Annotated in this window: 16 protein-coding genes and 1 pseudogene; 6 read left to right on the top strand and 11 right to left on the bottom strand. The window is 48.0% G+C overall.

Annotated elements, in window-relative coordinates:
- Positions 1 to 329: 329 nt before the first annotated feature.
- Together ASF12_RS06655 and ASF12_RS06660 are read right to left on the bottom strand one after the other, a co-directional pair.
- Positions 330 to 2,129: a sensor histidine kinase gene (locus ASF12_RS06655; protein WP_056031200.1), complete on the bottom strand. Its 1,800-nt coding sequence runs from the start codon at positions 2,127 to 2,129 to the stop codon at positions 330 to 332.
- Positions 2,126 to 2,881 carry a response regulator transcription factor gene (locus tag ASF12_RS06660; RefSeq protein ID WP_056031203.1) on the bottom strand — a complete coding sequence of 252 codons (756 nt, stop codon included), beginning with the start codon at positions 2,879 to 2,881 and terminating at the stop codon, positions 2,126 to 2,128. Before ASF12_RS06660 ends, ASF12_RS06655 begins: the two co-directional genes overlap by 4 nt.
- 220 nt (positions 2,882 to 3,101) lie before the next feature.
- On the opposite strand from ASF12_RS06660, the gene ASF12_RS06665 reads away from it, so the two are divergent.
- The gene (locus tag ASF12_RS06665) at positions 3,102 to 4,154 is read left to right on the top strand and encodes a M23 family metallopeptidase (RefSeq protein ID WP_235533058.1); all 1,053 of its coding nucleotides are present in this window, start codon (positions 3,102 to 3,104) and stop codon (positions 4,152 to 4,154) included.
- 108 nt (positions 4,155 to 4,262) lie between these two features.
- Here the strand turns inward: ASF12_RS06665 and ASF12_RS06670 are convergent, their stop codons facing one another.
- The 3 genes from ASF12_RS06670 to ASF12_RS06680 all read right to left on the bottom strand — a co-directional run bounded on the left by ASF12_RS06670 (position 4,263) and on the right by ASF12_RS06680 (position 7,752).
- On the bottom strand, positions 4,263 to 4,673 hold the full coding sequence (locus ASF12_RS06670; RefSeq protein WP_056031206.1) for a GNAT family N-acetyltransferase: 411 nt from the start codon (positions 4,671 to 4,673) through the stop codon (positions 4,263 to 4,265).
- Between the two features lie 280 nt (positions 4,674 to 4,953).
- Entirely contained in the window at positions 4,954 to 6,666 is a 1,713-nt protein-coding gene (locus ASF12_RS06675; protein WP_056031208.1) for an ABC transporter ATP-binding protein, read from the bottom strand.
- Between the two features lie 186 nt (positions 6,667 to 6,852).
- Positions 6,853 to 7,752: a hypothetical protein gene (locus ASF12_RS06680; RefSeq protein WP_056031210.1), complete on the bottom strand. Its 900-nt coding sequence runs from the start codon at positions 7,750 to 7,752 to the stop codon at positions 6,853 to 6,855.
- Between the two features lie 173 nt (positions 7,753 to 7,925).
- Here ASF12_RS06680 and ASF12_RS06685 point away from each other — a divergent pair, with 173 nt between their 5' ends.
- Positions 7,926 to 8,207, top strand: coding sequence for a hypothetical protein (locus ASF12_RS06685; RefSeq protein ID WP_056031212.1), 282 nt, complete (start codon positions 7,926 to 7,928; stop codon positions 8,205 to 8,207).
- A 127-nt stretch (positions 8,208 to 8,334) separates the two neighbouring features.
- Here the strand turns inward: ASF12_RS06685 and ASF12_RS35480 are convergent, their stop codons facing one another.
- The gene (locus ASF12_RS35480; protein WP_442952519.1) at positions 8,335 to 8,565 is read right to left on the bottom strand and encodes a transposase; all 231 of its coding nucleotides are present in this window, start codon (positions 8,563 to 8,565) and stop codon (positions 8,335 to 8,337) included.
- Positions 8,566 to 8,572: 7 nt separating this feature from the next.
- A pseudogene (locus ASF12_RS06690) lies at positions 8,573 to 9,573 on the bottom strand (IS256 family transposase); the annotation flags it as partial.
- A 151-nt stretch (positions 9,574 to 9,724) separates the two neighbouring features.
- Here ASF12_RS06690 and ASF12_RS06695 point away from each other — a divergent pair.
- From ASF12_RS06695 to ASF12_RS06710, 4 genes are all read left to right on the top strand, one after another.
- The gene (locus ASF12_RS06695; protein WP_155972842.1) at positions 9,725 to 10,132 is read left to right on the top strand and encodes a GNAT family N-acetyltransferase; all 408 of its coding nucleotides are present in this window, start codon (positions 9,725 to 9,727) and stop codon (positions 10,130 to 10,132) included.
- 738 nt (positions 10,133 to 10,870) lie between these two features.
- Positions 10,871 to 11,743: an ABC transporter ATP-binding protein gene (locus tag ASF12_RS06700; protein ID WP_056031218.1), complete on the top strand. Its 873-nt coding sequence runs from the start codon at positions 10,871 to 10,873 to the stop codon at positions 11,741 to 11,743.
- Positions 11,740 to 12,549, top strand: coding sequence for an ABC transporter permease (locus tag ASF12_RS06705; protein ID WP_235533059.1), 810 nt, complete (start codon positions 11,740 to 11,742; stop codon positions 12,547 to 12,549). Before ASF12_RS06700 ends, ASF12_RS06705 begins: the two co-directional genes overlap by 4 nt.
- A 7-nt stretch (positions 12,550 to 12,556) precedes the next feature.
- On the top strand, positions 12,557 to 13,333 hold the full coding sequence (locus ASF12_RS06710; RefSeq protein WP_056031221.1) for an ABC transporter permease: 777 nt from the start codon (positions 12,557 to 12,559) through the stop codon (positions 13,331 to 13,333).
- A 21-nt stretch (positions 13,334 to 13,354) separates the two neighbouring features.
- Here ASF12_RS06710 and ASF12_RS06715 read toward each other — a convergent pair whose 3' ends face one another.
- The 4 genes from ASF12_RS06715 to ASF12_RS06730 form a co-directional block, all read right to left on the bottom strand.
- Positions 13,355 to 13,858, bottom strand: coding sequence for a hypothetical protein (locus tag ASF12_RS06715; protein ID WP_063892470.1), 504 nt, complete (start codon positions 13,856 to 13,858; stop codon positions 13,355 to 13,357).
- A 94-nt stretch (positions 13,859 to 13,952) separates the two neighbouring features.
- Positions 13,953 to 15,794 (bottom strand): ABC transporter substrate-binding protein, encoded by a 1,842-nt coding sequence (locus tag ASF12_RS06720; protein WP_056031222.1) that lies wholly within the window; start codon positions 15,792 to 15,794, stop codon positions 13,953 to 13,955.
- A gap of 159 nt (positions 15,795 to 15,953) precedes the next feature.
- Positions 15,954 to 17,465, bottom strand: coding sequence for an ABC transporter permease (locus ASF12_RS06725; RefSeq protein ID WP_056031226.1), 1,512 nt, complete (start codon positions 17,463 to 17,465; stop codon positions 15,954 to 15,956).
- Positions 17,466 to 17,479: 14 nt separating this feature from the next.
- Positions 17,480 to 18,856, bottom strand: a complete 1,377-nt coding sequence (locus ASF12_RS06730; protein ID WP_081418706.1) for an ABC transporter permease — start codon at positions 18,854 to 18,856, stop codon at positions 17,480 to 17,482.
- Positions 18,857 to 18,971 lie beyond the last annotated feature (115 nt).

Below are 18,971 nucleotides of genomic sequence, written 5' to 3' on the forward strand. Positions count from 1 at the left end.
ATTAGTTTTCTTTAAAAGTTATAAGAAGTGACATGTGACATCAGTTGATATATAAATCCGAGATTTTGTGTCAAAACTCCGTTTTAAGCGCGAAAATAAAAAACAAGTCAGGTTTTGTGCCATTCTTTTTTTCTTCCTCGGCAAATCAAAAGCTTATTTCGTTGATTTCATGGCATTCTTCATTACGCAAAAAAACTATAAAATATAACAAAAGCATCACTCGACTAAAAAAGAAAGGCTGGAAGCTTTATGCATCCAGCCTTGCACCATTCCAACCTTCCCCCAAACCGGAAGGAAGCAAAAAGGGCATTTTCTCCTCTAAAGCTCCTCTACTCGGAGGCTCCAGCCGCATCTGTCCTTACTATCGTATTTCTCCAAATGAGCCGAATGATCGTGCCTTGCCCCAGAGTAGTCACGACCGTGATTTTGCCGCCCATCGCTTCTGTCAGCCCTTTGGCAATCGCCATCCCAAGGCCCGAGCCATTCGGCGTGGAGGCGGTATCTGTGCCGCGATAATACCGTTCAAACAGCCGATTCAGCGTGCTCTCGTCCATTCCGCCACCATTGTCGGCAAATTTGATCGTCACACTATCATGCTTTTTCTCCTCCGAAACGATTAACGAGACGGTCAAAACCGTATCCGGCGCATTATGAAGAAGCGCATTTGCAGCAATATTGTTAACGACACGCTCCAGCCACGGGGTATAGAGCTGAACCCATACAGCTTTCTGAGCAGATGCTTGGAACCGGATTCGACCTTTGCCAAACAGGGGATCATCTGCTGCCAGCTGCAGCGTGTCCCGCAGCCAGCCATTCAATTCCACTTCCTCGATCTCGGGCGGCAAAATCCCCGTCTTTAACCGATAGGTCATCGCCAGGTCGCTGATCAGCATGTCCATATGAGCCGATTTTTCCAGCATCGTTGCTGAAAATTTGCGCACATCCGCCTGTGACCAATCATATTTGGGCTCCACGAGCAGATGAGCATAGCCCGTAATGGAGGACAATGGCGTCTTCAAATCATGGGTCACGCCCGCAATCCATTCCTCCCGCAAGCTTTCCGTCTGCTTCCGCATTTCCTGCTCGCGCTGCAAAGCAGCAGACAGCTTATCAATGGATAATATGACATCGGCGAAAACACGGTATCGCCGCCGCCATTTGCCAGAAGGCATCCGGCTGCGCGGCAAACCCTTGCGATCCAGCGGCTCTTGGTAAACGGCATTGCCGATGGCATCCAGCCATACCAGCATATGCAGCAAAGGAGCGCCAAACCGCCGCGCTTGCCATAGCGACAGCAGCAAGAACAGGATCAGCATCGCGGCGAACATCGCAACGACGCCAATGATGACAATTTGCGCTTCGGCCGGAATGAGCGGTTTCTTGCCCGCGGCCCCTGTTCCCGTATTTTTTTGCCCAACAATCCAGGTCTGCTTCGTCTGTTCATTGTAGGAAGATTGAATGAGATAGCCGTATCTGTCGGAGTAGAGCGTCCGAAGCACCAGCTCCTGAACGGTATATTGCACCGGAATGGCGTCCGGCTTATTATAGGAAGCAAGCTCCGTACCTGTCTGATCCAGCAGTTGCACGAACACTTGGCCTTTCTTCAGCTCGGTTCCCATCGCATCAGGAATTAAAAGCTGACCGCCTTGAGCGGTAAATCCGCCTTCGTTCACCTGCGTTAGTATCGGCTTCATATAATTAGGCGCGCCATAAACGAGCGTGTACAGCCTACCGTTCTTCTGTTGAATCCATACGGCCAAATGGTAAGCAAACGGCTGCTTCCCTGTCCAATAAGCGACCAGCTCGCCCGGTCCATATTGCTTGGGAACATCCGCAGGCGTATTATAGGAGCTTTCCACCTGTCCGAGCTCATCCAGACTTTGCAGCCAGCCGCCATTTTCCTTCACCTGCTTCAGCAGGCTGGGATCAAAGCGAATCCCCTCTGGTCCAAGCTCCGACGATTCAACTAGTCTCTCCAGCCCAACGCTGGCAAAATCACGCGTAATGCTAATTTCGTTAAACTTTTGCAGCATCCAGACTACCGTTACAGCAGACATAAGCAATACGATTGTGCCCGCTATCCCCAGCTGAAGGACAAATCTCAACGTCAATTGCCGCCGCATATTCATCGCGTGCCATTCTCCCGCAGCGGCCCTTGAACGAGCTTGTAGCCAAGCCCTCTCACATTGACGATAAACTTCGGATTAGAAGGATCAGCCTCAATTCGTTCCCGAATCCGGTGAATATGAACCATCACGGTATTATCGTCGCTGAAGGCGTCGTCGCCCCAAACCTTCTCGTACAGCTCGCTTTTGCTGAAAATCCGGTTCGGGTTTTTACATAGAAACAATAGCAGCTGAAACACGAGTGCCGGACAGGCTACCGCTTGCCCTTCCACCGTCAGCTCGCCCGCTGCTTCATCCACCTTAAATCGTCCATAATCAAAAATAGGGCTGGCAGGTCCCCGCTCCATCTCCGCCGCACTGCCGCCATTGACTGGAGTAGACGCGCCAAAATACCGCCGCAGCTGCGCCCTGATACGCGCAACTACCTCAAGCGGATTAAAGGGCTTCGCAATATAATCGTCACCTCCGATGGCAAAGCCGGTCAGCTTGTCGAAATCGGAAGTGCGCGCGCTCAAAAATAAAATCGGAGCATCTGTCGTTTGCCGGATAAACGGACATACCTCGATTCCGCTGCGCCCCGGCAGCATCACATCCAAGACGATTAAATCATATTTTTTCGCCGTACAGGCAGCAATCGCCGCTTCTCCTGTGCCGACGCTGTCAATATTCGTATAACCTTCCTTGTGCAGCACCGTCTGCAACAGCTCCAGCAGCGCCTGTTCATCGTCCACAAGCAAAATCGCTGCATTTTCCACTACGCCGCCTCCTTTCAAATTCAATGCTGTATTGCACTATTTCTCCATCATAGCATGATAGCTTTGATTAAATACGCTATGCCGTCTTAACGGAAGCTTAATTCGTTAAACCAGTCTGCTGCTGAAAGTTAAGACAACGTTAAGCTGCTGTTTCAGTACAGCTAAGTGTGGCTTGCTAGTATAGGGTTATAGACTATAGGAATATAGAGGAGAGATCGGAATGAAGAAACCATCATTTACAATGATCAAACAAGCCAGCACCTCGGTTAAAATAGCTGCTGCTGTCGGAACGCTAGCCGTAATTTTAACCGCCTGTGGGGGTGGAGATACCGCAGCGACGAACAATAGCGGAGCAACCAGTGAAGCTTCAAGCTCGCCAACTGCGGCAGAGTCGACAACGAACCCAAGTGAAGCGCTGATAACGCCGGAGCAATTGCCAGAGGCGCTGCTTGCAGGCAATTATAAAGGGATTTATGAGCGCTTTAGCGCTCCGTTTAAGGAGCAGGTTAGCGAGGCTGATTTTCTAAAAATGGCGGAGTCGTTTATGAGCGGCGTGAAGTCGCTCGAAAAGTCCTCCATTTTGAACAAAAGCGGCGTTGAACAGCGCACATGGGTGAGCGATTCCGGAACTAAGGGAATTGTCGGCATTTTTGATGCGGAAGGCACGATTATTGGGCTTCAAGTGAAGGAGCTCTCCCCTGCAACGGAAACAGACAGCATCCTGACCAAAAATAGCTACAGCCTGCCATTTCGCGGGGAATGGCTTGTCATTTGGGGCGGAAACAATGCGTTAATCAATTATCACTATGAATATGAGAGCCAGCGTTACGCCTATGATTTTGTGCAGGCGAAGGACGGTTTTTCCTATGAAGGCGATCCTTTGAAAAATGAAAGCTACTTCGCCTTTGGCAAAGATATTATTGCCCCTGCGGACGGCACAGTCGTATCGGTTGTTAACGATATTGCCGATAACGAGCCCGTTGGCGTTATGAATGAAAAGGCGCCTGCCGGCAATGTGGTTGTCATCGATCATGGAGGAGAATACAGCTATCTCGCCCATATGAAAAAAGGTTCAGCAGTTGTAAAGCCAGGCGACAAAGTCAGCAAAGGCGATGTCCTTGGACAGACGGGCAATTCCGGCAACTCCAGCGAGGCCCATCTGCATTTTCAGCTGTCTGACGGTAAGGATTTGTTCACCTCATCAGCGATTGCAGTGAAATGGGAAGGCGGCATTAAGCCTGTGCAGGGGGAAACGATTGGCTCCGCAGAATAAGACAACATAAGCAAACAGCTGCAAGCATCGGTCTTCTCAGACCCTGCTTGCAGCTGTTTTTTCTCACGATCTTATGCGCCAGACGGACTCATATTTTTACGGTATTTTTCAATGAAACCGGATTAAACGTTTATAGACGAATGTGGTCTTGCGATAGCCCTGCTCCTCATAATGCGATATAGGAGCATCAAGCTGCTGGCCCATCTTGAACAGCGCTTCCGCCTCCAGCATCAGCTGCTCTCCTATCCCTTGGTCCAAATATTCCGGATGTACGATAAGCCCGCCAATATAGGGAACGTCCCCTCGCACATGCAAATGAATCGAACCGACGATGGCGTCGCCCTCCACAACCGCTTTGAGAAAAATATGGTCTTGAAACTGCTTTCTTATAGCCGCCAAGGACGTAATGGAAGGCTCCAGCCTGTATGCTCCGAATCGTCCGGCAAGACCTCTGCCTGCTGCTTGCTTCAGTGCGATAAGGGCTTCGGCATCGGATACAAGCGCTATTTTTATTATCATCTGCTCTATCACCTCTTTGAGCGTACAATCTTCTTTAAACCATTTATTATTTATTATATAAAATAAAACTGAACTGATTCTGAACACTTCTCCTCTTCCATCAGGTAAATAAAGAAGCAGAGCAAGAGAACTGCTTTTCTCTTGCTCTGCTTCTTGCTCTTACTCTGCTTTCTCTTGATCTGCTTTCTCTTGATCTGCTTTCTTTCGCTCTGGATTCTCTTGATCTGCTCGATCTGGTTGTTGAGTTGGTCCGCTTAATCTAAGTAATCTGCTTTGGCTATTAACCAAACTGTGCCTGATGGAGCCTGCTGTAAATGCCGCCTTGGTGAACAAGCTCCTCATGACGGCCCTGCTCCTCAATGCCTTGTGGAGTAACGACGACGATGCGGTCGGCGTTTTTGATCGTTGCCAATCGGTGCGCAATAACGAGCGTCGTCCGGCCCTCCGACAGCTCAGCCAGCGACTGCTGAATAATCAGCTCCGTCTCTGTATCAAGCGCCGACGTAGCTTCATCCAAAATCAGAATCGGCGGATTTTTCAGGAACATTCTTGCAATCGACATCCGCTGCTTCTGCCCACCGGACAGCTTGACCCCACGCTCGCCAATGACCGTATCCAGCCCTTCCGGCTGCGTACGAATAAAATCATCCAGGCGCGCTCTTCGAGCCGCTTCCCATATTTCTTCCTCGGTGGCACCGAGCTTGCCGTAGAGAATATTTTCACGAATCGAGCCCGAGAACAAAAATACATCCTGCTGCACAATGCCGATTTGGCTGCGCAGCGATAGCAGCTTGATCTGGCGAATATCGACGCCGTCCACCGTAATGGAGCCTTCATTCAGCTCGTAAAAACGCGGCAGCAGGCTGCACAGCGTTGTTTTCCCCGCACCCGAAGGCCCGACAAAAGCGACCGTTTCCCCTTTGCCGACAGTCAGGCTTATGTTATTGAGCACCTTCTCCTCGCCTTCATAGCCGAAGGAAACATTTTGGAAGCGAATGTCGCGCTTAAGCTCGCCCATCGCCACCGCATTCGGCGCATCGGCAATATCCGGCTCAATATCGAGCAGCTCCACATAACGCTTGAAGCCGGCAAAGCCTTGCGGATAGCTTTCAATAATCGCATTAATTTTCTCAATTGGCTTGAAGAAGACGTTCGTCAGCAGCAAAAAGCCGATAAATTCGCCGTACGTCAGCTCGTTCTGAATAACAAACCAAGTGCCGCATACCATGACGAATACGGTAACTAAGCGCATCATCATGTAGCTGATCGTTCCGTTTTGCGATATGAGCTTATAGCTAAGCAGCTTCGTCAGACGGAAACGGCTGTTGTTCGTGTTAAACTGCTCTTTCTCATACGACTCATTAGCAAACGCCTGAACGACGCGAATACCGCCAACATTATCCTCTACCCGGGCATTGAAATCGCCAATATCGGTAAACAGCTGATGAATGGCGCTCGTCATTTTGCGGTTGAAATAAATAACGAACCAAATAATGACCGGCACGACGATAAAAGTCATCACCGCAAGCTTCCAATTAATGAGCATCATCAGCACGAAAGAGCCTGCCAGCGTCATAACAGCGATAAATAAATCCTCTGGTCCATGATGCGCCATCTCGCCGATCTGCATCATATCGTTGGTTAGACGCGTCATTAAATGCCCCGTCTTCGTATTGTCGAAAAACTTGAAGGACAGCTTCTGAATGTGCTCAAACAGCTTTTTGCGCATATCTGTCTCGATGTTAATACCGAGCATATGCCCCCAATAATTTACGACAAATAACAGCAGCGTATTAACAATGTACAAGGCCAGAAGCGCCAGCGACGCCCACAAGATGATCATCCATTCTCCCTTTGGCAGCAGATCATCTACAAACCGGTTGACTACTAGCGGAAAAGCGAGCTCTAGCAGCCCGGCCAGCACCGCACAGCCAAAATCCAGCATGAACAGCCCTCTATAAGGCTGGTAATAAGAAAAAAAACGACGTATCATGAGCTTGCTCCAATCCCCCTTATCATCTGTCTCTTTAAAAATATATAGAAAACAGCGTTGGGAGACAATGGATTATTGTAGGTTTGGCTTGGAGGATTTCAGAAATGTGTACCAAAACACTTTTTAGTTTATTTATTCTTTTCTGTCTGATAGATGGAAACCAAGGTCGCTACTACTTTATATGTCCTAAACCAACTGTTTAAGAATTTTTCGATGATTGGCTTTTAATCCTTCAGTATTCTTCAATTTCGATTCTATCTCTCTTGCGTCGTGAAACGGTTTTAACAAACTAGGTCTTCGGGATACATAACCGTTGCTTAAATAATAATTAATCGTAACAAATGGAGCATCCGCATTTAATACTGTTTCAATAACCTTATATAGTTTTTCAGGATTACGTGATATTGCCTTGAAAGAGTCTGTGAAGAAAAAAGATTGCTCACCACTTTTAACTGTTTCAAGAATTTCATTTAGCGAAGGACCTATTTTAGAGTCCATCCCACTTTGATTTTCAATTTCGATATTCTTATCATTATTAGTTTCACAATTAAGATGTGAAATGCTATGTTTTTTATCTTTTTGAAAATTCACATAAGTTTTGCACTTACTAAGATAATTCATAACCTCCCATGCTAGTGGGTACTTAAAGGGAAGCTCCTCAAAAGGATCTTCTTGCGGTTTTCCCACTTCTTGAGCTTTAATATTTAAATCATATTTTGATAAAAAGCTTATTGCATCAGAAGTAATAACCCTAACCTGTAGATCAGAAATAATCGGCTTTGTTAAACCTAACCCCCTTGCCGCTAACAATGTACTAGCAGCATCTTCTAACAAACTATTCCTTATCCCCACTACTACAAGTGAATTAACACCAATGTTAGATCCCGGTTGGTAATACGTTGCCTCTTCAATTCCATGCATTAGCAGCGTATTACGATACTCTTCATCTCTCCATCTATATAAAATAGATGAAAGTCTATTATGTATATCAATAGATATTTTCGAAGTCACCTCTTGATTAGCATCAAGACTGTTAACCAAAGGAATGAAGTTATTTTCAATATATAAATCTACAATGTTACTCATACAATCTCCTTTCTACGTCTAAAAATTTATATAAATCATGTAGCAACTAGCTTGTGCTTTCAGTCCTATTAACTCCCAAAAGATATTTTCTTAATAGCACAACTTTCAATTCCCATTAAAAATAAGTATAATATTTATCTATTATAACACTTTTATCCAGAGGAGACTTAGACATGTTCGCTCTTAATATGACAGACTCAAAAAATGACAGCATTCAGTTGTACACATCGGTCACTCATAGAACTTTCAATGAATATCTAGAATATCCTGAATTTGAAGAAAATTTTGATTTCTCACCCATTAGGCATGGTATTAAATTAGTAGCATCTTTAGATATGATATTAGAAGAAACAAATGCACAAGATATAGAAGAAAAACTGAAAGCAGAATACCATTTAGATAACGAAAGTAACGAATTAGTTATTGCGAGTATCAGCATTAGGGTCTGTCAATAATTTTGTGTAAACGCTCTTGAAGCAAAAATTAACGGAGGTGCTGACCGATCCGTTCAGGGAAAAAGACGGAGAGCTGGAGGAGCANGGGTCTGTCAATAATTTTGTGTAAACGCTCTTGAAGCAAAAATTAACGGAGGTGCTGACCGATCCGTTCAGGGAAAAAGACGGAGAGCTGGAGGAGCATTTGTCCCCAATTCTGCACACGGCCTGTCCACTTTCGGGTAACGTCCATCGTAGCCAAATAAAGCATTTTGAGGAGGGACTCGTCGGTGGGGAAAATGCTTTTTCCCTTTGTCACTTTCCGAAGCTGACGGTGGTAGCTCTCAATCATATTGGTCGTATAAATGAGTTTACGAATCTCAGGNTCGGTGGGGAAAATGCTTTTTCCCTTTGTCACTTTCCGAAGCTGACGGTGGTAGCTCTCAATCATATTGGTCGTATAAATGAGTTTACGAATCTCAGGTGGATATTTAAAATAGGTGGCGAGTTCATCCCAGTTGGTACGCCAGGAGCGCACCATGAGCTGGTATTTGCTTCCCCATTGCTCTTCAAAGCGATCTAATTCGAGCAGGGCGGCTTCTTCGGTTACCGCTTTGTAGATCGGCTTTAAGTCAGCCGTTACCTTTTTCAGATCCTTGTACGAGACGTAACGGATGGAGTTGCGGATTTGGTGAATGATGCATTTCTGAATCTCGGCATTCGGATAGCAGGCAGAGATCGCCTGAGAGAAGCCCGTGAGGTTATCCACACAGGTGATCAGAATGTCCTGTACACCACGGTTTTTAAGTTCGTTTAATACACTAAGCCAAAATTTAGCGGACTCATTTTCCCCAATCCACATGCCTAATACGTCCTTGTTGCCATCTAAATCAATGCCAATGACCATGTAGGCTGCCTTGTTCACAATGGCTCCGTCTTGTTTCACTTTGTAATGAATCGCATCCATAAATACGACCGCGTAGATGCCCTGCAACGGCCGATTCTGCCATTCTTTAATGAGGGGGACGATTTTGTTCGTCACGTTTGAGATCATCGTGGGAGAGACGTCTATCCCGTATAGTTGGTGGAGATGATCTTGAATATCTCTTGTGCTGACACCTTTTGCGTACATCGCGATGATTTGATCCTCAATACCGGTGACGGTTGATTGGTGCTTCTTCACAATAACGGGCTCAAACTCGCCATGACGATCACGAGGGACGGCAATCTCCACCTCGCCGTATTCACTTGTTACTGTCTTTTTCGTTTTCCCGTTTCGGCTATTGCGTGTCGCTTTGCTTTTCACATCATGCTTCTCATAGCCCAGCTCCGTGTCGAGCTCAGCCTCTAGCATGGATTGCAGCGTCTCTGCAAATAGCTCCTTCAATAAATGCCTTCACTTGTTCCTTATTGAATCTCGCCATCGGTGCCATCCTCTCAAACCAGCCTTTCTTCTATTGTAATAGGGTTTGAGAGTTTACACAGAATATTTTACAGACTCCAGCATTACTGAATTTCCGGCTGAATGGAAAGAACATATGGAAGATTCGTGGTCCATGTGGTTAGACACACTGGATGAAGACCATTGTATTATAGGCAACCGGGCCGATCAGATTGAGGAGCACGATTTATATAATGATCCCTTTTCATTTGGAAGTCTATTCTACATAAGACGAGTCGATGTACATCCAAAGTTTCGGGGACAACACACAGGTATTAATTTAATTCAATATACTTTTAAAAATCTTATTAGAAACGCAAATGGAATGGTATTCTTATTTGCAAAACCAATGCAATCCACCCTCTCTAAAAAGAAAGAGACTTTTAAAAGCCACGCAAGGCTTGCTAAATACTATGAAAAATGCGGTTTTAAAAGAGTATCACAGAAAAAAGCAGATGCTATTTTGATGGAGACAAATTTGCAGGATTTGGTTGAACACAATTGAAATAGAAGAAAACAGAATTGTGTTCTCACAATATTTTCAGATAAAGCAATTAAAATAGCGCCTGTTCAAGGCGCTTTTACTTTTCTTAAATCCTGACATCGTTTCTTTCTAAAATCTAGGATGTGTATGCAAACGTAAGCGAGCCAAATCCCGATAGATGCAAGCGTCAAACATACTCCCGCAACCACCGCGAATGCAACCCGCATGAATGTGAACCTACTTACCAAAAGGCAACCTCGCGCTCCTCGTTCCAGGGGTTTGCTTCCTGCACAAGGACACAAACGTAGATTTGGAGGACACAGCAGCCGCTATTTCAACCGAATCGCTGGTTTTGGCATAGGCGCGGACTCAGGAGCCGCTAATGCGCTGCCCATCATCATTTTGAGAGGATTATGAAGGCAATAGCGGATTTCCTGTCCGCTTAAGGTCCAAAATGGGATCAAAATCCAGAATAGCGGAATCTCAGTCCTTCAGAAGAGGAGTTGAGCCCCACAAGCTGCGTATTCTTAGCCACAGCGTTCTCTGCAACTGTGTTCTTAGCAACAATCGCATGCTGTGGCTCCATAAACCTTGAAATGTCAGAGAAGATGAGCCTCTAGTATGCATTTAGCAAGGTGTAGCAAGAAGAGCTCCAGTTTGCATACACATCCTAGCTAATAAAAAAATCGATTGACAGCGCTTCCCATAAAATGCTACTATCTTCTCCCTGTCATTTTAACAACGTGAGGAGGAAAGCACTTGATTGAGGTTAACGGAATAAGCAAGTCGTTCCTGGTGTCGAAGCGGCCGCCGGGCCTGGCGCATGCGGTAAAATCGCTTTTTCGGAGGGAATATACGGTCGTGGAGGCGCTGCAGGATATTTCATTCACGATTGGCTCCGGTGAAATTGTCGGGTATATCGGCCCGAACGGAGCAGGGAAATCGACGACAATTAAGACGATGAGCGGCATTCTCGTACCGGATAGCGGGACGTGTTCGATTATGGGGTACACCCCTTGGAAGGATCGCGTTTCATATGTGAAAAATATCGGCGTCGTGTTTGGACAGCGCTCGCAGCTATGGTGGGACGTTCCGGTATTGGACTCCTTCGAGCTGCTGCGCGACATCTATCGCACTCCCCCACTGGAATATCGGGCTACTCTGGCATTGCTCGTAGAAACGCTGGATTTACAAGCGCTGCTGCACACTCCCGTTCGCCAGCTCAGTCTTGGACAGCGCATGCGCTGTGAAATTGCTGCTTCGCTGCTGCACAGTCCCAGCCTGCTGTTTCTCGATGAACCGACGATCGGGCTCGATGCCGTATCCAAAATCGCCGTCAGGCAGTTCATTAAAACGATCAATGAAGAAAAAGGCGTTACCGTCATTTTGACGACCCATGATATGTTTGATATTGAGGCACTCGCGAGCCGCCTGCTGCTCATCGGCAAAGGCAAGCTGCTTTATGACGGCACCGTGCAGGGGCTGCGCAGCCGCTATGGCGGAAAAGTTGAGGCGCCGCAAGCTTCACAGCTGGAACAGGCATCCGCTTCAACGTCTGAACGGGGCCATTCTAACGACAGCCTGTCCATTGAAGACATTGTCGTGCAAATGTACAAGGAGTACGCACTATGATTAAACCTTACTACGCCGTACTCAGGTTGCGGCTCAGCAACGGGCTGCAATACCGTGCCGCCGCATACGCCGGCATCGGGACGCAGTTTTTTTTCGGCTTTATTTTCATTATGGTGTTTGAAGCCTTTTATGCCCAGACCAGTGCCGCCGCACCACAGATGAGCCTCTCCGAGGTTGTCGCCTATTGCTGGCTCAAGCAAGCGTTCCTTGCCTTCATCGTTTTATGGCTGCGAGACAATGAACTGTTTCAGCTCATTACAAGCGGCAATATTGCCTATGAGCTGTGCAGGCCCAGTGGCATTTACGGCCTCTGGTATGCCAAGCTGCTCGCCCAGCGGCTGTCCAGCGCTTTGCTTCGCTGCCTGCCGATATTGCTGGTCAGCGTCTTTCTGCCTCAGCCCTACAGGCTTGAGCTGCCGCCTGACTTTGCCGCCTTTTTCCTATTCGTCTGCTCGCTTATCATAGGGCTGTTTCTGATCGTGGCCATCTCCATGCTCATTTATATTTCCGTATTTATTACGATGTCTCCGGCCGGCTCCCTGCTGATGTTCAGCGTGTTTGGCGAGTTTTTCGCCGGCATGATTATTCCGGTGCCGCTTATGCCGGATTGGATGCAGCGGATCGTCTACGCTCTGCCCTTCCACTGGACCGTTGACTTCCCCTTTCGCGTCTACACTGGCAACATTTCCACGCTAGATGCCGGAACGGGACTGCTGTTTCAGCTGCTGTGGCTCGCTGCCCTTATTTTCCTTGGCAAAATCGCGATGAACAAGGCGCTGCGACGCGTCGTTGTACAAGGAGGCTGATGCGGCGATGACGCTTTATTTTAAATACATGCTGCTGCTGTTCAAAGCGCAAATGCAGTACCGCGCTTCTTTTCTGCTTCTCGTGCTTGGACAATGCTTAACGCCATTTACCGTATTTGCCGGGCTATATTTCATGTTCGAGCGTTTCGGGGAAATGAAAGGCTGGAGCTTTTACGAGGTGCTGCTGTGCTTTGCTGTGACGCATATGGCTTTCTCTATTACCGAATGCTTTGCACGCGGATTTGATATGTTCTCCTCGCTAGTCGTCAGCGGAGATTTCGACCGGCTGCTCGTTCGGCCGCGCGGCACCATTATTCAGGTGCTGGGCTCCAAATTTGAATTTTCTCGCGTCGGACGGCTGCTGCTCGGAATTGTGGTTCTCGTCTGGACGATCATGAATCTGGACATTCCATGGTCGCCGCTTAAAATAACGGCGCTCGTGCTGATGGAAGCAAGCGGCGTCATTATTTTTGCCAGCATCTTTATTTTGTGCGCTTCGTTCAGCTTCTGGACCGTGCAGGGACTGGAGATCGCTAATATTTTAACCGATGGCGGGCGGGAAATGACGCAATATCCGCTGAGCATCTACCATCGGCGCATTCAGCAATTTTTCACCTTCATTATCCCGTTCGGCTGTGCCAACTATTTGCCGCTGCAATACATACTCGGCCGCGAGGCAAGCCCGATGTATGCTTTTCTGCCGCTGGCAGGGCTGCTGTTTCTTGCACCCTGTCTGCTCATCTGGCAAATTGGCGTTCGGCGCTACCGCTCGACCGGGTCCTAGTGCTGCGGAATAAGCAGCTGGTTACTGAGCCGCCGGATAAATGCGATAGGCATCACGGCCAGCCGCGCCCGGTGCGTCCGGTACATTGACTGTATCAGCTGCTTCGGTTAATTGGGGAGCTGCACCATCCAGCTTGGACAATGTCCAACCGTAAGAAAGCACCGAGGCAAGCTGGTCAGCTTCAGCGTTCGTCAGCCAAGCATGGACCGATTCGCCTCCTGGCTCCAACAGAAGCTCCGCTTCTTGCTGAAAAGCAACTTTAATCCAGCTGTGAATGCCGCGAATCGTATTGTATTTTATTTGATAGCCCTCGTTCACAGCCTGTGCAAACAGCTCCGCATCGCTGCTGGCTAAAGCATTCAATAGGCTGTAGTCAAATTGAAAGGGGCTCGTATCTACGGGTAAATCGCCCTCATGCACCTTGCGAATCAATTGTTCATTCGTCCAGCCATAGGACTTAAGCGATTCCAGCAATAGCGCATCCCATTGCGATAGTTTAATAACCGTTCCTGTCTTTGCATCCATGTTATTCGTCTCCTTTATCTGTGCTAACGCTTGTCCTTATATGAGTAAAGAGATTGCCCCGACCATCACGAAGGAGGGGGGCAATCTCTTTCTATTATTTAGCTGCTGCGCCTGCTTGGTAGGCGTTCAAAAACTCTTTTACTTTTGCCGGATCAGCCTTCAGCTCAAGGCCTGTTTTCACAAGCGGGCTAAGCGTAGAAATAGCTTTAAATTTATTGCCGCCGTAATAGGCTAAAAACTCATCCTGATTGATCGAATAAAGCACCGCTTTTCTCAAATCTGCGCTTTCTGCAACCGGACGGTTTTTCGTATTAAACAGCAGGTACGAAGCCGCGTTGCTCGGAAGCGTCTGGAGCGCCAGCTTGCTGTCGCCCTTCACAATGTCAAACTTCGTTTCAGGCACGCTGTAATAAAGATGAATTTCGCCGCTGCGCAGTGCAGACAATGCACTATCGGCATCTTTAATAAAGCGAACCTTAATCACCGTAATTTTCGGCTCATGCTTCGTGCCCTTCATGTAGCCAGGGTTTTTATAGAAGACAGCTTCATAGTCGTTTTTGTGAGCCAAGATGTAAGGTCCGCTTGTGTACAGCGTATTGTTGTACTGGCTGCCCTCGGTTACCGTGTTTTGGTCGCCGTAAGGAATATCCTTGTTCACATCGAATTTGGCTACATCGTACGTATTAATTTTTTCTACCTGCTTCTTGGATACGATACCCGCAGATTGGTGGGCCAAATAATTCAGCACTTGCGGGAATGGCACCGTTGTTGTCAGCTTCACAACCTGGTACTTGCCTTCCTTGCTATTTGCTTGTGCTTTATCCGACACGAGCTCGGAAATTTTGGCATCGAGCCCTTTTTCCAGTTCATTTTTCACATTACCGCTGCCGCTCGACAGCTTTACAGACTCAAGCGCTGCCGGGTCAGTGATCAGCTCGACATTTTTAATATGCTCGTGCAGGGTATACGTCCGGTGGTCAGGAACGGAATCTTTATTTTTGGCGCGATCCAGCGAGAAAATAACGTCGTCGGCGCCTACACGCTCGCCAGAATCGGCAACAAGCTTGTCTTTAATTTCCGCGAAATGAATATCATCACGCAAAATGAAATAATAATCGGAATTGCCTTCGGCAATCGCAAAATTATACGACAATGAGCCTTCCGCCGTCAGCTTGTCGTCATCGGTCAGGTTCAGCAGGCGCACGTATTGGTTCGTGTTGATAATGTTAATGGAGCCGTCATTGCCTTTAATCGGGTCAAGCGAAGTCAAGGTCGCCATGGCCGATTGCAGCACCAACGCTTCCGTATTGCGCTTGGATGCATCTTTAAAATCCAGCTCTTCCCACGGGAGCGATCTAGACTTCGATAGGCGAACGCTGTCCTTGTTCAGCACTTCCTGATTAAACGCTTGCGATTTAAGCGAGCTGTAAAGCGGAGCAATATAGGCGTTGTCAAAAACGAGCTTTTGCTCCAATTGTTTATACGTTTCTGTGTATTGATCCGGTGTTTGTGTGGAAGCCGTATCAATGAGGGCATCAATGTCCTTGTCGCTCATAATGCTATAGTCACCGCCGGTTTTAAACAGCGAGCGAACCGCATAGTCCGGGTTTCCCGTTACTGTCGTCCAGCTCGACAACGCTATATCATAGTTGCCAGCATCCTGTTGTGCTTTAAACGTACCGTAATCGGCTTGAATGTTCAGCTTTACGTTAAAGCCGTTTTTCGCCAGCTGGTCACGTACAATGTTCAGATCAGCCTCATTGCTGCTCATTCCGAGCAATTCAATATCAACCGGCTTGCTGTCGACAACCGCCTCTGCGCCTTCCGTCGCTTGCGGCGTGCTGGCAGCCTCATCCTTCGTCGTCAATGTGCAGCCGCTCAGCATAATAGCCAAACTGAGCAGAATGAGTGAAAATAGCTTGCTTGTGTGTTTCATGTTTCTCTCTCCTCTTGTCATTATTCTATAGTCTATAAGTTAACTCACATTCGCACATCGCCCATACATCGTTTCGTAACGTAGCTTTGGATAGAATATGAATGAGGTTACAGCAAATATAAAAGCAAATACAGCTGCAATTGCAGCTTTAGCACTGCCCTAATCCAGCTTCGGATCTAATGTATCCCGCAGGCCGTCGCCGAGAAAATTAAACGACAGCACGAGCGCAATAATCGCCAGCCCCGGATAAATCGCCGTATAGGCGTGGGTTTCCAGATAAGCACTGCCCAGCCGCAAAATATTGCCCCATTCCGGTATATGCGGCTCGACGCCCAAACCGAGGTAACTTAAGCTGCTCGTTGAAATAACGGCTGTGCCTATCGTAAGCGTCGATTTCACAATCATCGGAGCAATAGCGTTCGGCACAATATGCTTGAACAAAATAACGAAGTCTCCTGAGCCGAAAGCCCGCGCAGCCTGTACATATTCGAGCGTCGAAACGAGCAGCACATTCGCCCGCATCGTTCGGGCATAGGTCGGAATAGCGCCGATACTGAGCGCTAATATCAAATTAGTCGTGCTGGCGCCAAAAGCGGCAATGATCGCAATAGCCAGCAAAATGCCTGGAATGGCGTACAGCACATCGAGTGCACGCATGATGATGTTATCTGCATGGCGGCCGTAATAGCCGGACACCGCACCCAGCACACCGCCGATTAGGACGGGAATGAGCGTCGATAAAAAGCCGACAATCAGCGATATTCTAGCACCGAATACGATGCGTGAAAGCAAATCCCGGCCGAAATTGTCCGTCCCCAGCGGATAAGCGAGATTTGGATGCTGCAAAATCGCTCCATAATTATTATCGATAGCCATTCCATAATCAAAGATCAAATAGCTGGTGACCGACAAGGTCAGCAGGAACAAAATAAAGAGCAGTCCCAGCATCGACGTTGAGCTTCTGGACAGCCGCTCCACCACATCGCTAAGCCGTGAGCCGGATGTAAAGCTTCGATCCCGCAGCTTGGCGATAAGCAGCAAGCCGAGGAACAGCGCGAACAGATTGCCGCTCACTGCCGTTGCGATTAGAATCAAGGCGACCAACCACATCCAGCGCGGCAATTCCGCCTTGTCAGCGTATTTGGCAACGAGCAGCAGACTCGCAAGCTGGGCCAACGCCGAGATGAGAAGCAGCAGCATGCCAAGCAAAAATGTATTCGCCACATAAGGCTTGAACAAATTTAGAGCAGATACGGCGAGCACTAGCAACGTAGTTAGCAAGGTATAAACCGCAAGCGTATAAGCTGCGCTCTTCTTCCGTTTAATGAGCTGGAATGCTGCGGTGGCAATGAACACATTCGCCGTCGCCAGGCTGAGCAGCAGCACATAGCCGAGCGCTCTAGTCGAGCGGCGAAGCTCGCCGCCCCCTTTAAGCAAATCGCGCCGAATGAACGCCCATACTGCAAGCTGCAGCAGCGCAAAAACGAAATAGGCAGCGCTTAGGGCCAGTCCCCCCGGCTTGAACGAAGCGTCGGCAGGCGTATAGCTACTGAGCAGCAGTACAAGCGCCAAAGCCAGGGAGACAATGCCAGCGAAGCTGGACTGGCTGTACTCCAGGCTGGATTTTAATTTAAATCGAATTTGCTGCTTGTTTATGAAAACATTGGACACGGATAGCACCTGCTTTAGTATTGTTTCATTTTGGAGCGAATTCTCGGGTCAAAGAAGGCGTAAAGCAGATCCACAATGACGTTAATAACCGATATCGTAATTGCCGTGTAGACAACCCCGCCCATAATGGCCGGAATATCCGGAATAAACTGCTTGTCCACAATATAGCTCCCAATCCCGCTAATATTGAACACCTTCTCCGTCACTGCCGCCCCGCCAAGCATCGCGCCAAATTGCAGCCCAATCACCGTAATAATTGGAATGAGCGCATTGCCTACAGCATGCTTCCAAATGACCTGCCGGCGGGCCAGCCCTTTCGCTTTGGCGGTCGTAATATAATCCTCATGAATAACCTCCAGCGTCGAAGATCGAGTCATGCGCGCAACAGCCGCCGTCAGACCTGTACCTAGAACAATGATCGGCATAATCGCCGACAGCGCATTTTGCGGATTATAAGTTGCTGGCAGCCAGGATAGCTTAATTGAAAAATTCAAAATAAAAATCAATCCTTGCCAGAAATTCGGAATCGACAGCCCTAGCAAAGCAATGAACATAAAGGTGTAGTCGAAAAAGGAGCCTGGCCTCGTTGCCGAAATAATGCCGATTGGCAAAGCAATCAATACGGCGATCAACGTCGATACGAAGGTGAGCGTCAGCGTAACCGGAAATTTGCCGGCAATAGCTGTCGTTACACTTTCATTGCCTGCGAAGGAACGGCCCAGATCAAAGGTCAATATGCCCTTAATCGTATTCCATAGCTGAACAAGATAAGGTTGATCCAGCCCATACAGCTGGTTAAACGCCGCAATTTGCTCCGCGGTAGCCGTTTCTCCCAATATGTTGGCTGCTGGATTCATTGGCGAAATATATAAAATCGTAAAAACTAACAAGGCTACACCGAAAATAACAAATATCGCCATAATCAGACGCTCGGCAATATATTTCACATACGGGTTCGCATAAAGCGCCATAATGGCGTACATCAGCAGGCCAGGAATAAACGATAATACGAAAAATGCGGGCCGCTTGAGCAGGGAGTCAAACGTATCGCTGAACGTCAGCTTCCCTTGCGGCTCCTCCGATAGCCGTTCCAATACGCGGGCGGCAAGCTGCTCTTTAAATTTAGCGGCAGCGATTCGCCTCGCTTCCTGCTCCGTTTTGTGTGCGCCGGGCGTCTGACCGAAAAATTGCTGCTTGCGCTGCAACTGATCCAGCGCCTCCGCCAGCAGCTTGTCCATGCTGCCTGCTTGCAGCAGCTCTTGTCTCGTCTCTTCCTCAAGCCGGCGATAGCCAAACCGGGCTTTGCGATATACATAAACCGCGAATACGAATGCGGATACGGGTGCGCCTGCAATAAGCAGCAGCAGCCTGTAGGCTGGATGCTGAAGCATTTTACGATAGACAGCAGCCGCCCAGTCTGTGATGCCATTTCCAATTTTCAAGTCTTGCACCGTCAAGCCTGTCCGCTCCTTTTAATTCAGCATTTTAATTGCATTATTCCGATAG

This window comes from Paenibacillus sp. Leaf72, from assembly GCF_001422685.1.
Lineage (GTDB): Bacteria > Bacillota > Bacilli > Paenibacillales > Paenibacillaceae > Pristimantibacillus.

Coding starts and splice junctions, on each gene's coding strand:
- ASF12_RS06710 (WP_056031221.1), top strand. CDS start 12,557: ATGACGCTTTATTTTAAATACATGCTGCTGCTGTTCAAAGCGCAAATG.
- ASF12_RS06670 (WP_056031206.1), bottom strand. CDS start 4,673: ATGATAATAAAAATAGCGCTTGTATCCGATGCCGAAGCCCTTATCGCA.
- ASF12_RS06715 (WP_063892470.1), bottom strand. CDS start 13,858: ATGGATGCAAAGACAGGAACGGTTATTAAACTATCGCAATGGGATGCG.
- ASF12_RS06730 (WP_081418706.1), bottom strand. CDS start 18,856: ATGCTTCAGCATCCAGCCTACAGGCTGCTGCTGCTTATTGCAGGCGCA.
- ASF12_RS06705 (WP_235533059.1), top strand. CDS start 11,740: ATGATTAAACCTTACTACGCCGTACTCAGGTTGCGGCTCAGCAACGGG.
- ASF12_RS06720 (WP_056031222.1), bottom strand. CDS start 15,794: ATGAAACACACAAGCAAGCTATTTTCACTCATTCTGCTCAGTTTGGCT.
- ASF12_RS06665 (WP_235533058.1), top strand. CDS start 3,102: ATGAAGAAACCATCATTTACAATGATCAAACAAGCCAGCACCTCGGTT.
- ASF12_RS06675 (WP_056031208.1), bottom strand. CDS start 6,666: ATGATACGTCGTTTTTTTTCTTATTACCAGCCTTATAGAGGGCTGTTC.
- ASF12_RS06685 (WP_056031212.1), top strand. CDS start 7,926: ATGTTCGCTCTTAATATGACAGACTCAAAAAATGACAGCATTCAGTTG.
- ASF12_RS06655 (WP_056031200.1), bottom strand. CDS start 2,129: ATGAATATGCGGCGGCAATTGACGTTGAGATTTGTCCTTCAGCTGGGG.
- ASF12_RS06695 (WP_155972842.1), top strand. CDS start 9,725: ATGGAAGATTCGTGGTCCATGTGGTTAGACACACTGGATGAAGACCAT.
- ASF12_RS06680 (WP_056031210.1), bottom strand. CDS start 7,752: ATGAGTAACATTGTAGATTTATATATTGAAAATAACTTCATTCCTTTG.